The sequence below is a fragment of the Mesorhizobium prunaredense genome (assembly GCF_900156895.1).
GTDB lineage: Bacteria > Pseudomonadota > Alphaproteobacteria > Rhizobiales > Rhizobiaceae > Mesorhizobium > Mesorhizobium prunaredense.
The window spans coordinates 1-15,349 of the sequence record NZ_FTPD01000003.1; the positions used below are offsets into that span (position 1 = coordinate 1).

The 15,349-nt window shown below is 63.4% G+C and carries 9 protein-coding genes; 1 reads left to right on the forward strand and 8 read right to left on the reverse strand.

Features of this window, described 5'->3' with window-relative positions; genetic code table 11:
- Nucleotides 1–436: 436 nt before the first annotated feature.
- Nucleotides 437–2,398, forward strand: a complete 1,962-nt coding sequence (locus BQ8794_RS02580) for a M23 family metallopeptidase (RefSeq protein WP_167378601.1) — start codon at nucleotides 437–439, stop codon at nucleotides 2,396–2,398.
- A 25-nt stretch (nucleotides 2,399–2,423) separates the two neighbouring features.
- Here the strand turns inward: BQ8794_RS02580 and BQ8794_RS02585 are convergent, their stop codons facing one another.
- The 8 genes from BQ8794_RS02585 to ptsP form a co-directional block, all read right to left on the reverse strand.
- On the reverse strand, nucleotides 2,424–3,983 hold the full coding sequence (locus BQ8794_RS02585; RefSeq protein WP_077372719.1) for an MFS transporter: 1,560 nt from the start codon (nucleotides 3,981–3,983) through the stop codon (nucleotides 2,424–2,426).
- A gap of 465 nt (nucleotides 3,984–4,448) precedes the next feature.
- A complete protein-coding gene (locus BQ8794_RS02590) occupies nucleotides 4,449–5,927 on the reverse strand; it encodes a L,D-transpeptidase family protein (RefSeq protein ID WP_077372722.1) in 1,479 nt (492 codons plus the stop codon).
- A gap of 252 nt (nucleotides 5,928–6,179) precedes the next feature.
- The gene (locus BQ8794_RS02595) at nucleotides 6,180–6,545 is read right to left on the reverse strand and encodes an MmcQ/YjbR family DNA-binding protein (protein WP_027153335.1); all 366 of its coding nucleotides are present in this window, start codon (nucleotides 6,543–6,545) and stop codon (nucleotides 6,180–6,182) included.
- Between the two features lie 44 nt (nucleotides 6,546–6,589).
- A complete protein-coding gene (clpB, locus tag BQ8794_RS02600; RefSeq protein WP_077372725.1) occupies nucleotides 6,590–9,199 on the reverse strand; it encodes an ATP-dependent chaperone ClpB in 2,610 nt (869 codons plus the stop codon).
- Between the two features lie 224 nt (nucleotides 9,200–9,423).
- Nucleotides 9,424–10,353 carry a DUF4167 domain-containing protein gene (locus BQ8794_RS02605; protein ID WP_077372728.1) on the reverse strand — a complete coding sequence of 310 codons (930 nt, stop codon included), beginning with the start codon at nucleotides 10,351–10,353 and terminating at the stop codon, nucleotides 9,424–9,426.
- A 302-nt stretch (nucleotides 10,354–10,655) separates the two neighbouring features.
- Complete coding sequence (gene prmC, locus BQ8794_RS02610) at nucleotides 10,656–11,546, reverse strand: peptide chain release factor N(5)-glutamine methyltransferase (protein ID WP_077372731.1); 891 nt, start codon at nucleotides 11,544–11,546, stop codon at nucleotides 10,656–10,658.
- Between the two features lie 141 nt (nucleotides 11,547–11,687).
- Nucleotides 11,688–12,767: a peptide chain release factor 1 gene (gene prfA / locus BQ8794_RS02615; RefSeq protein WP_077372735.1), complete on the reverse strand. Its 1,080-nt coding sequence runs from the start codon at nucleotides 12,765–12,767 to the stop codon at nucleotides 11,688–11,690.
- Between the two features lie 241 nt (nucleotides 12,768–13,008).
- Entirely contained in the window at nucleotides 13,009–15,279 is a 2,271-nt protein-coding gene (gene ptsP, locus BQ8794_RS02620; protein ID WP_077372739.1) for a phosphoenolpyruvate--protein phosphotransferase, read from the reverse strand.
- Between the last annotated feature and the right edge of the window lie 70 nt (nucleotides 15,280–15,349).

Consider the following 15,349-nt stretch of genomic DNA (forward strand, 5'->3'; position numbering starts at 1 on the left):
CAGAGGGCAGATCTAGAAGCGAACTTCTTCGTCGCCAGCGGCGCGCCGCCCTCGTTGGTGAGGCGTATATAGTCGGCAGGCGTTCAAAGTGTCAACAACGATTTCGGTCTTTTTTGAATTTTTTGCGACGAAAGATTGCGGCGCCGATTTTCGGTAGCCGACTTCCGCGGCGGCATGGGGATAACAAGGCCGACCACCGCCTCGGAGCCCTATTGCCGCCGCATTGCGGTTTGACACCAGCCAACGAAGCCGGCGCATGCACCACCGGCGCGGCGCCTTATAAGAGACTGTAAGAGAGCCACTAAGAGAGAAGTATGACTGGGGATCTCGGCCGAAGCCAGGCGCTTCGTTGACTTCGCCCGCCGTGACAGGCAAATGTCATGGCCACAACAACAGCGACAAGCCGTCCCGCCCGGGGAAGAAGCAGCCTTTCTGGATGCCAGATACGGAAAATGTCATAGCCGAACTCGGCAACGAGCCGCCGCTGATTGCGGACGGTCGCAGTGGCCCGCCCGACCGGCGCGAGGTTTCGGCGCGCTGGCTGTCGGGCACTTTTCTTACGGGCGTGACGTCGAGCGTGCTGATGGGTGTGGCGCTGTTCGCAGCCCTCGACGGCCGTCAGCAATTGGCGACGCCGCCCGAGATCGCCGAACTGATCAGCCTTGCAAGAGGCGACGATTCCGGCGAGATCGCCAAGACCACCAGGCTGGTGGCGCCGCGCCAGATCGCCAGGGCCAAGGACCGCCGGCGCATGGAAGTGCCGATGGTGACCAAGGTCGGCGACCGCGATGTCATCCACACCATGCCTTTCGTGCAGATCAAGATGGCGCTTGCCGCCGGGCACACGACCAGCCGCGCCTATCCGCCTTTCAATCCGATGCAGGTGTTTGGCGACGACCGCGACGGCAATGCCGGTCAGCCGGCGACCGCCGCCGCCGGCCAGATCTATGGCGCCAAGGTCGAAAGCGAGTTGAGCCTGAAGACGGTCGATTTCCCGATCGAGACGGCAGCGTTCGACGAAAAGAGCGACTTGTCCGCCGACGAGGTGGAAGAGGTGGTGCGCGAGGCCGGCACGGGTCTGAGCGACGGCGCCGTGCAGGTCGCGTCGCTGCATTATGTCGACCCGCAGCGATTCGGCGATGCATTCGCCGAGAGTATGGCCGGCTCCTACGACGTCAGGATCGTTCCGGAAAACGTCTCGGTGTCGCCGCGCGCTGCCCCCGACGATCAGGCGCCAGCCTTCGCCGAGGAGATCATCCCCTTCACCAGGGACCGCAACATCGTCGAGGCCCTCGCCGATTCGGGCTATACCGGCGAGGACGCCACCGGCATGGCCGAGGCGATCGCCAAATTGCTGAATGCGACAGCGCTCAAGGCGGGAACCGTGCTGCGCGTCGGCCTTGAGATCCATGGCGACGCCGCCAAGGTCGTTCGCACCGGCATCTACGACAGGGCCCAGCATATCGTCACCATCGCGCTCGATGATCACGGCCAATATGTGCCGGCGCAGGAGCCGGAGCCCAATCCCGAATTGCTGACCGCATTCGATGATTCGCCGCCGGTGGTGGTGCGCGGCAATCTGCCGAACGTCTATGACGGCATCTACCGCGCCGCCTACTCCTACGGCATGTCCAAGGCGATGACCAAGCGGCTGATCAAGCTCCTGGCGTCCGGTGTCGATTTCCAGTCGCGGCTCAATCCGTCGGACCGCATCGAGGTGCTGTTCTCGCAGCCGGATGGCGACGACCGGGCATCCGACGAATCCGAGCTGCTCTATGTCTCGGCGAGCTTCGGCGGCACGACGCGCAATTTCTACCGGTTCCAGATGCAGGACGGCAGCACCGACTATTTCGACGAGGACGGCCGCAGCGCCCAGCAATTCCTGCTGCGCAATCCCCTGCCCGCAGGAAAATTCCGCTCCGGCTTCGGTGCCCGCAGGCATCCGATCCTCGGCTATGTGCGCTTGCATACCGGCGTCGATTGGTCAGCCGCCATCGGCACGCCGATCATCGCCGCCGGCAACGGTGTCGTCGACAAGGCCGGCTGGGCCGGAGGCTATGGCAAACAGATCATCCTCCGTCACGCCAATGGCTACGAGACCTCCTACAATCACCAGAGCGCTTTTGCCAAAGGCATCGCGCCGGGCGTGCGCATCCGCCAAGGCCAGACCATCGGCTTTCTCGGCCAGACCGGCCTCGCCACCGGTCCGCATCTCCACTACGAGCTGATCGTCAACGGCACCAAGGTCGACCCGATGCGCGTTCGCCTGCCGGTCGGCAAGGTGCTGAAGGGCGACGACCTCGTCGCCTTCAAGCGCGAGCGCGGGCGCATCGATGATCTGCTCAAGCAGCAAGACAATGATTCGCTGAAGGTCGCGAGCGCCAAGATCGAAGGCTGAGCCGAGCTGGGCCTTTGCCGGCTGCTCAGCGCTGCGGAGCCTCGGATCCACGCGGCCATGGCAGTCGCTCGCCGGAAACAGTTGTCCACGCCACGATCGCCGAGAGCAGGCAAAGCAGCGCCGTCACCAAGGCGACGGCTGCGAACGCTGCGTCGCTGGCGGCCAGCCTTGCTGCATCGAGATCCGGCGCCAGGCCCGCCGGTTCGCCGAAACCCGGAATGCCGGATGCGGCACCGCTGTTCAGCGCTGCCGCATAGACCCAGGCCGCCAGTGACCCCATCGCCGCCACTGCGATCAGGCCGCCAATGCGCGAGACGGCATTGTTGATTCCCGAGGCAGCACCGGTATCCTTGTCCTCGACCGCCGTCATCACCGCCGTCGACAGCGGCGACACCACCAGCGCCATGCCGAGCCCCATCAGCGCCATCAGCGGAAACACGCCCCACCAGAAACTGTGGATGCCGGCATAGGCCAGCAAGGCAAGCCCGGCAAAGGCGACAGCGACGACGAGACTGCCGCTGGCGATCGGAAAACGCGGACCGATCCGGTCGGACCACTGGCCGACCGGCCCCGACAACAGCGCGATCAAGACCGACAGCGGCAGGAAGATGAAGCCGACCTCAGCGGCGCTCAGCCCCCATCCGGCGATGAGCAGCATCGGCAGATAGAACAGGTTGGCCGACAGTGCGAAATAGAGGAAGAAGGTCGCCACATTGGCGCCGGCGAAGGCGCCGACCCGAAACAGCGAGAGATCGATCATCGGCTCGCTCTGCCGGCGCTCGAAGACAATGAACACGATGAGCAGCACCGCGCCGGCGGCAATGCTCGAGCCGGACATTTGCCCCTCGCCCTCTGCGCTCATCGAAGTCAAGCCGTAGGCAAGCGCTCCGAACGCCAAGGTGGCGAGTGAAGCGCCGCCGAGATCGAGGCTGCGCTTTTCGGTCGGTGCGTCGGCCGGGACCTTGGCGAGCAGAAGATAGATCGAGACAAGACCAAGCGGCAGATTGACCGCGAAGATCAGCCGCCAGATGCCGTCGCCGAAGGCCGACAAGACAACGCCGCCCAGCACCGGGCCAAGCGCCGTCGTCAGCGCCGAGGCCGCCGCCCAGATGCCGATCGCCCTGCCGCGCTCCTTCTTCGGATAGGCCTTGGCGATAATGGCGAGGCTGCCTGGCACCATGATGGCAGCACCGATGCCCTGAATGGCGCGAAACGCAATGAGCATTGGCGGGTTCGGCGCCACCGCGCAGGCAAGCGAGGCGGCAATGAACAGCGCGATGCCTGCCACAAAAGCATGCCGCAGGCCAAAACGGTCGCCGGCGGCGCCGCCAACAAGGATGAGTGCCGAAAGCGTCAGCGCATAGGCGTTTGAAATCCACTGCGCCTCGGCGAAACTGGCGCCAAGATCGACGCGGATCGCCGGCGTGGCGATGGCCAGGATCGAGCCGTCGATGAAGCCGAGCGCGGAAGCCAGGATCGCCGCGATCAGCACGAAGCTGCGCCGCGATTGCGGGCAAAACGTATCGGCCGGCAGCGGCCTGACCCGGGGGACGGCTTCGGCGCCGACTTCGCTCGGAGAACGCATGAGGCCTGCTTAGACCTCCTATGCGCCGGCAACAACCGGCCAGAGGACTGCTGTCGTTGAAACCAGAACAGGAAATCTGGCGGCCTAAGTAGGATCACGCCGATTCGGGTGCGACGGCAGATGCCGTACTAGGCTTCTCGCAGCACAGCAGCAAGGAGGAATGCTGAGCAAGATCATCGGCTGACACCGTTCGTTGCAGTGGACTATCGCAAACCGTGGAAGTTGGCCGAGGACCCCTCAGCTTCGTCATTCCAGGGCGAAGCAGGAGCGAAGCGACGTCGCGAAGACCCTGGGATCCATTCCGTGACCTCAACCGAAGTGCGCGGCGAGACAGAATTCCGCACCGTCGCAACGCTCTGATGTCGCGGCATGGATCCTGGGTTTGCGCCGCGTCGCTTCGCTCCTTGCTCCACCCCAGGATGACGAGGCGATAGGCGTTTCGGCCAATCTTTTGCACCATGGCGCTCAGTCGATGAATTCCACCGTGACGCCCGGCGAGACGATTTTTGCCAGTTCGCGCGCGTCCCAATTGGTCAGCCGCACGCAGCCATGGCTTTCGGTCTTGCCGATCTTGGAGGGGTCAGGTGTGCCGTGAATGCCGTAGGTCGGCTTGTCCAGCGCAATCCAGACCGAGCCGACGGGGCCGTTCGGGCCCGGCGGGATGGTCAGGATCTTGTTGTTTTCGCCCTGTCTGAAATTGATGTTCGGATTGTAGGTGTAGTTCGGGTCGAGAGCGACCCGCGACACCGCATGCGTGCCGGTGGGTGAAGGCGTGTCCACCGAGCCGATGGTGGCTGGATAGGCCGCGATCAGCTTGCCCGACGCGTCATAGGCGCGGGCCTGCTTCTTGCCCTTGTCGGCGATGATGCGTGCCACCGGCGTGGCCACCAGCCTGCCGAAATTGGCGACCTTGATGATCGTGCCGGGACGGTTGAAATTGGCTTCCGGATTGAGCGCCTTCAGATAGTTCTCGTCCATGTGGAACCGCTCGGCCAGCGCTTCGGTGACTGAGGTGTAGCTCAGCCGTTCGAGTTGCGCCTTCTGGCCGTAGTCTTCCGGCACCGATGCGACATAGGGGCCGGCAGCATCCTCGGGCGTGATGCTGTAGGAGGCGAAGGCATCGCCGCCGGACTGCTCAAGGGCCGCCTGGATGCCGACCACATCGGTCGACCGCAGATTGCTGCCAGTGATCTCGTTGTAGGCGGCGAGCGCCTTGTCGACATTCGAGCCGAAGCGCCCGTCGACGACGCCGGGCGAAGCGCCGGCGCGGTCGAGCAGCACTTGCAGCGCCGCGACCTCCTGGCGTGCGCCGAGTGAAAGCGATGGATCGACGACAATCTTACCGTCGATCTTTGGCGGCAGTGCCGCCTGGTCGCCCGGCGCCGTCGGCTCGACCGGTTCGATCGCAGCCTCGTTGAGCGGCTGGCGCTTGACGGTGCCCGGCTTTACCGGCTGCGGCGCTTCCGGATAATTGTTGCCATAGTTGCCGCCTTCCGGCGGTGCTTCGGGAAAAGCGTCCACCGGATCGCCGTAGGCATCATATTCTTCGACCGGCGGTACAACGACCACGCCTTCCTCTTCCAATTGCCTGCGGCGCAAGCGCGCCGTGTCTTCCGGATCGTCGAGATAATAGCGGTCGTCCTCGACCGGTCCGAGATTGCGCAAGCCCTCGCGGCGGAGTGCACGGCGATCGAACCTGGTCTGCGGCGGCTGGATGGCGAGCACCTTGCCGGTTTCCGTATCGACGATGACGCGGTTTCCTCTGGCGTCGTAGTAGACGTCGAAATCGCCGTTCTGGGCGACCAGCACGGCATGGCGATCCACAGCTCGGGCGTCCACGGCGCGGGCAGATCGCGGCGCGATGTCCTCCGTCGGCGCGGCCATCACGCTCGAAGAAAGCAGCCCGGCGGCGAGCGCCGAAAGGGTGAAGATCGTGCGGAACATGCTGGCCAAATTCTCCGGTCCGTAATTGCCGCCGCCCGGCGTTGTTTCTTCAGAGCGCCGCGCGGCCCTTCGGACGCGCAGGGACGCTCTAACACTTAAAAATCTCCGCATCATGCTTTCCGAAAATCCAATTCGATTTTCGGGCCTTTGCGGAGACGAACCCCTTCGCCAGCAAATCAGTTGCCAACCATAAGGTTCCAACATGAACCGGGCATGAAGATGGCGGATTTCTGGCGGGCTGGAGCAAGAACACTAGCTGGCGGCGAATCCCAATTCCTTGCGCGCCTGCTTCGTCAGCTTGAGCACGACAAGGCGGTGGCTTTCGCGCAGATAGTCTTTTAGCGCGTCATCGTCCATGCTTTGGCTTGTCTGGCGCTGGATCCATTTCATGCCGCGTGAGGCAAGATAGGGCGCGGGCCGAAGGCCCGGCTGTTCCTTCAAGATGTCATAAGCGATGTCGGAGCATTTGAAGGTGACGAACGGCTCCTTGCCATCGCTCCAACCGCCGATCGCAAAGACCTTGGCTCCGACCTTCCAGACATGAGCGCCGCCCCACTGGACGACATGGGTCGCCGACGGCAGCGAGGCGCAGAAGCTGTTGTAGTCGTCCAACGTCATCTGCGCCCCCGTTTAATTTTTTGATTATGCGGCGGCCTCGAAAATCAGGCCGCCGCCTCGGTCGCTACGACCGCCGCCGGCTTCGACCGGAAGTTCAACCGGTCGGAACCAGCGGTGACCTTGACGGTCGAACTGTCGAGGATGTCACCGAGCAGGATCATCTCCGCCAGCGGATCCTGAAGGTCCTTCTGCATCACCCGCTTCAACGGCCGCGCGCCATAGGCCGGATCGTAGCCCTTGGCGGCCAGCCAGTCGATCGCCTCCTGATCCAGCGAAAGCGTGATCTTGCGATCTGCGAGCAGGCTTTCCAGCCGCTTGAGCTGGATCTCGACGATGCGGCCCATATCCTGCCAGCGCAGCCGGTGGAACAGGATCACCTCATCGATGCGGTTGAGGAACTCCGGCCGGAACGACGCCCTGACGACACTCATCACCTCGTCGCGCACGACATCGACGTCCTGGTTCTCGCCGAGATTGACCAGATATTCGGCGCCGAGGTTCGACGTCATGATGATCAGCGTGTTGCGGAAATCGACCGTGCGGCCCTGCCCGTCGGTCAGGCGGCCGTCATCGAGCACCTGCAGCAGCACGTTGAACACGTCCGGATGCGCTTTCTCGATCTCGTCGAACAGGACGACCTGGTAGGGCCGGCGTCGCACCGCTTCGGTCAGCGCGCCGCCCTCCTCATAGCCGACATAGCCGGGAGGCGCGCCGATCAGCCGGGCGACCGCGTGCTTCTCCATGAATTCAGACATGTCGATGCGCACCATGGCGCTCTCGTCGTCGAACAGGAAGCTGGCAAGCGCCTTGGTCAGTTCGGTCTTGCCGACGCCGGTCGGCCCGAGGAACATGAACGAACCGATCGGCCGGTTCGGATCCTGCAGGCCGGCGCGGGCCCGGCGAACGGCTTTCGACACGGCCTGCACCGCCTCGCCCTGGCCGACGACACGCTTGCCGATTTCGTCTTCCATGCGCAGCAGCTTGTCACGCTCGCCTTGCAGCATCTTGTCGACCGGAATGCCGGTCCAGCGCGACACGATGTGGGCGACGTGATCGGGGGTGACCACCTCTTCGACCATGCCGACCTTGCCGTCTTGTGCCTCGGCCTGCGTAAGCTTCTTTTCGAGCTCCGGAATCTTGCCATAGGCAAGCTCGCCGGCGCGCTGGAATTCACCTTTGCGCTGGGCGATGGCGAGCTCGTTGCGCGCTTCGTCGAGCTGTTTCTTCAGGTCGGCGGCGAGCCCGAGCTTCTGCTTCTCGGCCTGCCACTTCGAGGTCAGTTCGGTCGATTCCTCTTCCAGGGCGGAAAGATCCTTTTCGAGCCGGGCGAGCCGGTCCTTCGACGCGTCGTCCTTCTCGACCTTCAGCGCCTCACGCTCGATCTTGAGCTGCATGATGCGGCGGTCGATCTCGTCCAGCGCTTCCGGTTTCGAATCGACCTGCATCCGCAGCCGCGACGCGGCCTCGTCGACAAGATCGATCGCCTTGTCCGGCAGGAACCGGTCGGCGATGTAGCGGTTGGACAGCGACGCTGCCGCGACCAGCGCCGAATCCGAAATGCGCACCTTGTGGTGCTGCTCGTATTTCTCCTTCAGGCCGCGCAGGATGGAGACGGTGTCTTCCACCGTCGGCTCATTGACGAAGACCGGCTGGAAGCGGCGGGCAAGGGCCGCATCCTTCTCGACATGCTTGCGGTATTCGTCGAGCGTCGTCGCGCCGACGCAGTGGAGTTCGCCGCGTGCCAACGCCGGTTTCAACAGGTTCGACGCATCCATGGCGCCATCCGCCTTGCCGGCGCCGACCAGCGTGTGCATCTCATCGATGAACAGGATGATGCCGCCAGCCGCAGCGGTAACTTCCGAAAGAACCGCCTTCAGCCGCTCCTCGAATTCGCCGCGATATTTGGCGCCGGCGATCAGCGATCCCATATCGAGCGCCATCAACTGCTTGTCCTTGAGCGATTCCGGCACGTCGCCATTGACGATGCGCAATGCCAGCCCTTCGGCGATCGCCGTCTTGCCGACGCCGGGTTCACCGATCAGCACCGGATTGTTCTTGGTGCGGCGCGACAGCACCTGGATGGTGCGGCGGATCTCGTCGTCGCGGCCGATGACCGGGTCGAGCTTGCCGGCGCGACCGTCGGCGGTGAGATCGCGCGCGTATTTCTTCAGCGCATCATAGCCCTGCTCGGCGCTCGCCGAATCGGCGGTGCGACCCTTGCGGACGTCGTTGATCACCTGATTCAGCGCCTGTGGCGTCACGCCGGCCTTTGTGAGGATGTCGGCAGTCTTGGCGGATTTCTCGACCGCCAGCGCCGTCAGCAGCCGCTCGACCGTGACGAAGCTGTCGCCGGCCTTCTTTGCCAGTTCCTCGGCGGTCGAGAACACTTTGGCCAGCGGTTGCGCCAGATAGAGCTGGCCGTTGCCGCCCTCCACCTTGGGCATTGCCTCAAGTGCCGTCTCGACGCCCAGCTTGACGTCGCGGACGCTGCCGCCGGCGCGCTCGATCAACGACGCTGCCAGGCCCTCGTCGTCGTCGACGAGCACTTTCAATATATGTTCGGGGGTGAACTGCTGGTGGTTGCGCGAGAGCGCCAAGGTCTGCGCGGACTGGATGAAGCCGCGCACGCGCTCGGAATATTTTTCAAGATTCATATCTGTCTCCTTCCGTCACCGGCCCGCTTTGCGGCACCGGATCAGATTGCGGTGACGGACCCGCCCGTTCGAGCCGGGTCCTGTTCACGCGAGATATGGGGCGCAAGCCACGGACCCTCAAGACGTCCCGATAACGGCGGACTCATAATATTTCCCGAGCGGCGCACATACAAAAACGGCGGAGATTTCTCTCCGCCGTCTAGGAATGTCTGGGCCTTGCTCGATCAGTTGCTGACGTCAACGATGGCGGGCTCGCCACCGGCGTCTTCCGCCGGAGCTGCATTTGCGTTGTCACCGCCTGCATTGTCGTTACCGCCATCCACCTGATCAGCATTGACGCGCGGACGGCGCGGACGCCTGGGGCGGCGGGCAGCGCCGCTTTCGGCGGCGGCTTCGTTCATCTCGGCCTGGGCAGCCAGAGCCGCCGGCGAAAAGCTCTCGAACTGCGGTGCGGATTCGGCCACAGAAACAGGCTCGATCGGAGACACAGCTTCCGCCTGTACGGGCGTTTCGTTCTGAACCGGTCTCTCGTTGCGCCGGTTCTGATCGCCGCGCTGTCCGCCCTGCTCGCCGCGCGCACCAAATTCGCCGCGCTGGCCGTAGCCGCCATTCGGGCGACGGTCGCGATGGCGGCCGCCATTGTCGCGCCCACTGTTATCGCGCCCACTGGCATCACGATTATCGCGGCCGTTTTCCTGGTTGAACGTCAATTCGGCCGGCGTGCCGTCGATAACCGGCTGCGGGCCTGCACCGTGGTTGACCACCGGAGCCGCAGTCTCGCCGACATTGCTGTTGCCGGCATTGTCGAACTCGTCGCGATCTTCGTCGCCGTCATCGTCGAAATCGTCGCGATTCTGTTGAGCGCTCTGGACCGGTAGCTGCGCCTGCGCGGCAGCGATGATGCGATTGTAGTGCTCGGCGTGCTGGAGATAGTTTTCCGCCATCACCCGGTCGCCGGAGCTCTGCGCGTCACGGGCAAGGGTTGCATATTTTTCGGCGATCTGCTGAGCCGATCCGCGGATCTTCACGTCCGGACCGTTGCTCTCGTAATTGCGCGTCAGGGGATTTGGACCCTTGCGGTTGTTGTTATTGTTGTTGCCGCCGCCATTGTTGTTGCGACCGCGCATGCGCCTGTTCTGCTGTTGTGGCCTCATTCGACTCTCTTCATTTTGAAATTTTCGAAAACTTTTTCACGAACGGAGGCGCTCATGCAGCCAGCCGTTTCGTCTCTTCACCGGCGTTCGCCCGCATCGATTGCGTTGGCGCCACGTGTCATCCTGTTCCGGTTACATCACTTGCCGGACGATCCCCGCACGAAGCTTGGGCGTCGTTTGCGCAAGAAGGCAGCTATTTCCAAGGAAACCGAATCGCTAAGAGCACTGCCTGCTTCGTCTCATCCGGTTAAGGCGACCCTAGCCGCATTCCCCGGCATTGCCAAGCGCTTTTTTGCGCTGCATCACGGCTTTGTCAGATCAAAGATCAGAACTCTCTCGTTTCCGCCAAAGTCGCGGAATACCCTCGCCGGCACATAGCCGGCTGCGGAGAATATGCCCGTGACCTCTTTGCGTTGGGTGTGGCCGATCTCGACCGCAATCCTGCCCTCGGCTTCCAAAAAACCTGCCGCCTCGGCGGCGATGATCCTGTAGGGACTCAGACCGTCCACGCCGCCATCGAGGGCTTGGCGTGGATCGAAATCGCGGACTTCGTCCTGCAGATTTTCAATGTCTATGGCCGCTATATAGGGCGGGTTGGCGGCAATTACATGGTATCGGCCAAAAACTTTTTCGAACCAGTCGGATTCGAGCACCTGGAACCGGTCGGCCAACCCCAATTCCCCGGCATTGCGCATGGCGGTCGCCAGCGCGCCTGGCGAAATATCGACCCCGGTGGCGACCGCCGCCGGAACCGCGCTGAGCAGCGCCAGCGCGATGGCGCCGGTACCGGTGCCGAGATCGAGGATGCGGCATTCGCCTTGCCGTTCCGCAGTCGTCTTTACGAAGGGCAGCACTGCTTCGACCAGCGTTTCGGTATCCGGTCGCGGCTCCAGCGTTTCCGGTGACAGCGACAGGCGCAAGCCGTAGAAATCGCGATAGCCCAGGATGCGATGCACCGGCTCACCGGCAACCCGCCGTCTCAGGGCTGCATCGATCGCGGCGATCGCGCCGGCATCGACACTGCATTCCGGATCGGCGATGGCTTGGGTGCGGGTCGTGCCGGAAAAATATTCGACGATCAGCCTCGCATCCAGCGCTGGGTCGGCGACTGCGGCCGCAGCAAGGCGTGTCCGCGCCGCTTTCAGCAGCAGCCCTAGTGTGGTGGATTTGAGGTTCCTGCTATTTGTTGGCATCAGCGTTCAGGAACCTCAAATCCACCACCCTAGATACCAGCAAATTGCTGGTGTGATTTTGAATCCGAAATTCGTCATTGCGCTGCTCCAACGTGATACGAATTTCGAATTCAAAGCCACACCGGCCTACCGGGCCGACTGTCAGCCATCGAGGCCGATATCGGCGAGCAGCTTCGACTGGTGATCGGCGATCAGCGCGTCGATGATCTCGTCGAGTTCGCCCATCATCACCCGGTCGAGCTTGTACAGCGTCAGATTGATGCGATGGTCGGTGACGCGGCCCTGCGGGAAATTATAGGTGCGGATGCGCTCCGAGCGATCGCCCGAACCGACCTGCGATTTGCGCGATTCGGAGCGTTCCTCGTCAGCCTTGCTGCGCTCGAGGTCGTAAAGCCTGGCACGCAGGATCTGCATGGCTTTGGCCCGGTTCTGGTGCTGCGACTTCTCCGCCTGCACGACCATGATGCCGGTCGGCAGATGGGTGATGCGCACTGCCGAATCGGTGGTATTGACGTGCTGGCCGCCCGAACCCGAGGCGCGCATCGTGTCGATGCGGATATCTTCGGCCCTGATGTCGATGTCGACATCTTCTGCTTCGGGCAGCACCGCAACCGTCGCCGCCGAGGTGTGGATACGCCCGCCGGCCTCGGTCGCCGGCACGCGCTGCACGCGATGCACGCCGGACTCGAATTTCAGATGGGCAAAGACCCCCTTGCCCGAAATCGTGGCAATGATTTCCTTGTAGCCGCCGACCTCGCCCTCGCTGGCCGACACCGTCTCGAAACGCCAGCCGCGTGCCGCGGCGTAGCGTTCGTACATGCGGAACAGGTCGCCGGCAAAGAGAGCCGCCTCGTCGCCGCCGGTGCCGGCGCGGATTTCAAGGATGGCGTTCTTGTCATCTGCGGCATCCTTGGGCAGAAGCAGGATCTGGATGTCCCTCTGCAGCGCTTCGATGCGCTCCCTGACCTCTGGCAGATCGGCCTCGGCCAATGCCCGCATTTCGGCATCGGTGCTTTTGTCGGCGAGCATCGCCTGCAAGTCGGCCTGTTCATCCTCGGCGGTTCGCAGCGCCCTGATCTTTGCCACCATCTCCTGCATGTCGGCATATTCCGACGCCATCTTGACATAGGCGTCCGCCGCCGGCCCGGCCGACATCTGCGCCTCGAGCATGTCGAAACGCTTGACGACTTGATCCATACGGTCACGGGGCAGGTTGATCATGGTCCTGGAACTTCGATAAGATTCACGTCAGGGCTAGCCGAAAATGACGAGTTTCGAGAACCGGAGCGGAATGTACATTTAGAGCAATTCCAGGAAAAGTGTGAAACGGTTTTCCGTCCGGAATTGCGTAAAAACAAAGAGATAGAGCGGTTCGGCGTTTCCGTGAAACGATGAACCGCTCTAGGTACATGAGCACCGGAAGCGCAGAAAATCGACATTTGCAGGCCGCCCTCACGTGAATTTACAACGGAATGGAGCGGTCGTCGGCAAAGGCCTGCAGCAGCGCCCGCATCGGCAACCCCTGGGCCGGCGCCATGAGATTGTCGTCGAAGAACGCTTCCAGCTCGGCCAGCGGCAGTTCCGTGAGCATCGCCTTGACCGGACCGATCGAGGCCGGCGACATCGAGATCGATCGGTAGCCAAGGCCGATCAGCGCCATCGCCGAGATCGGCTTGCCCGCCAGCTCGCCGCACAAGGTCACCGGGGTTTGATTGCGCACTCCGGCGTCGGCAATCTGCTTCAGCGCGCGCAGGAACGGCGTCGACAGCACATCGAAACGGTCGGCGAGCTGCGTGTTGCCGCGATCGACCGCCATGACGAACTGGAACAGATCGTTCGAGCCGACCGAGACGAAATCGACGGCCTTCATCAGTTCATCGAGCTGGAACAGCAGTGAAGGCACTTCCAGCATGGCCCCGAGCTTCAGGCTGGTCGGCAGATGATGGGCAAAACGCGACAGATGCCGCACTTCGCGATCGATGATTTCGCGCGCCTGGGCGATCTCGCCTAGCTCCGTCACCATCGGCAGCATCAGCTTCAGTTCACGCCCGCCGCAGGCCTTCAAAAGCGCGCGGATCTGGGTGCGCAACAGGCCCGGCCGGTCGAGCGTCAAGCGGATGGCGCGCCAGCCAAGCGCCGGGTTCTCTTCCTGGATCGTGTCCTTGAAGTAGGGCAGCACCTTGTCGCCGCCGATATCGATGGTGCGGAATGTCACCGGCTTGCCGCGCGCCGCGTCGAGTACGTCACGGTAGAGCCGTTCCTGGGCTTCCGCCCGCGGAAAGGTCGAGGCGACCATGAATTGCAGCTCGGTGCGGAACAGGCCGATGCCGGCGGCGCCCGCCTCGGCAAGCTGCGGCAGATCGACGGCCAGGCCCGCATTCATCAAAAGGTCGACCTGGACGCCGTCCTTGGTCATCGACGGCTTCTTGCGCAGCTCGCGATAGACCTCCTGCCGCCGCGCCCGGAAGCGGACCTTTTCGGCATAGGCGGCTTCGAGGTCGGGCTGGGGGCGCAGGTGGATCGCGCCTTCTTCGCCGTCGACAATGATGGCGTCGCCATTTTCCGCCATGGAGACGGCGCCCTTCATCTGGCCCGCGACCGGTATGCCCATGGCCCGCGCCACGATAACGACGTGGCTGGTCGCTGCACCATCCTCCAGCACCAGCCCGCGCAGCTTGTCTCTGGGATAATCGAGCAGTTCGGCGGCCCCCATCGAGCGGGCAACGATGATGGCGTCCTTCGGCAGCGAGGCCGCGACATCGTCCGGCCCGCGCCCCATCAGCTGGCGCAGCAGCCGGTTGGCGAGATCGTCGAAATCGCTCATCCGCTCGCGCAGATAAGGATCGGTCATGTGCAGCATGCGGGCACGCATGTCGCTCTGCACTTTTTCCACCGCCGCTTCCGCGGTCAGACCGTTGCGGACCGCCTCTTCCAGCCGGCGCACCCAGCCGCTGTCGTTGGCGAACATGCGATAGGCTTCGAGCACCTGGCGGTGCTCGCCCTCGAAGGCGACTTCGCGGCGTTCCAGCATGTCGTCGATCGAGAGCCTGAGCGAACCGAGCGACGCATCGAGCCGCCTGATCTCCTCATCGCTGTCCTCGTTGAACAGATTGGTGACGACGATGCGCGGCTCGTGCAGCACGACGTGACCGAGTCCGACGCCCTCGTTGAAGGACAGGCCGGTAAAGCTCACCGGGCGGCGCAGGTCGAGTTCCAGGCCGGGCCGGGTCAGCCGGGCAAGGTCGCCGGTGGCGATCATCTCGGCGATCACCATCGCCGTCGTTTCCAGCGCCTCGACCTCGTCGTCGCGATAGTGGCGCATGGTCTTGTTCTGGACAACCAGCACACCGAGCGTGCGCCCTGCCCTGAGCACCGGCACGCCGAGGAAGGAATTGTAGATCTCCTCCCCCGTCTCCGGCAGGTAGGCGAAGGCTGGATGTTCCTGCGCGTTGGAGAGGTTGAGTGGCCGTGCCGAGGCGGCGATCGTGCCGACGAGGCCTTCCCCCAGCCTGAGCTGCGCCAAATGGACAGCCTTCGGGTTCAGACCCTCGGTGGCATAGAGTTCGAGCACCGAATCGGCGCGCAGCACGTAGAGCGAGCACACTTCGGCGACCATGTTGGCGGCGATGTCGCGCACGATGCGGTCGAGCCGCTCCTGCGGCTCCAGCGGCTCCTGCATGAGCTCGCGGAGCCGTTTCAGCAAAACGCGCGGGCCACTGGCCGTATCACGCATCGCGGCTTGTTCTCCAATGGACATTATGCCCGCCGCAGTTTCTCCCGCGGCCGGCGCTCACGCAACAACT

What these genes read in the sequence shown, in the direction of transcription:
- BQ8794_RS02580 (WP_167378601.1), top strand. Translation starts at nt 437, where the DNA reads ATGCCAGATACGGAAAATGTCATAGCCGAACTCGGCAACGAGCCGCCG.
- BQ8794_RS02585 (WP_077372719.1), bottom strand. Translation starts at nt 3,983, where the DNA reads ATGCGTTCTCCGAGCGAAGTCGGCGCCGAAGCCGTCCCCCGGGTCAGG.
- BQ8794_RS02590 (WP_077372722.1), bottom strand. Translation starts at nt 5,927, where the DNA reads ATGTTCCGCACGATCTTCACCCTTTCGGCGCTCGCCGCCGGGCTGCTT.
- BQ8794_RS02595 (WP_027153335.1), bottom strand. Translation starts at nt 6,545, where the DNA reads ATGACGTTGGACGACTACAACAGCTTCTGCGCCTCGCTGCCGTCGGCG.
- clpB (WP_077372725.1), bottom strand. Translation starts at nt 9,199, where the DNA reads ATGAATCTTGAAAAATATTCCGAGCGCGTGCGCGGCTTCATCCAGTCC.
- BQ8794_RS02605 (WP_077372728.1), bottom strand. Translation starts at nt 10,353, where the DNA reads ATGAGGCCACAACAGCAGAACAGGCGCATGCGCGGTCGCAACAACAAT.
- prmC (WP_077372731.1), bottom strand. Translation starts at nt 11,546, where the DNA reads ATGCCAACAAATAGCAGGAACCTCAAATCCACCACACTAGGGCTGCTG.
- prfA (WP_077372735.1), bottom strand. Translation starts at nt 12,767, where the DNA reads ATGATCAACCTGCCCCGTGACCGTATGGATCAAGTCGTCAAGCGTTTC.
- ptsP (WP_077372739.1), bottom strand. Translation starts at nt 15,279, where the DNA reads ATGCGTGATACGGCCAGTGGCCCGCGCGTTTTGCTGAAACGGCTCCGC.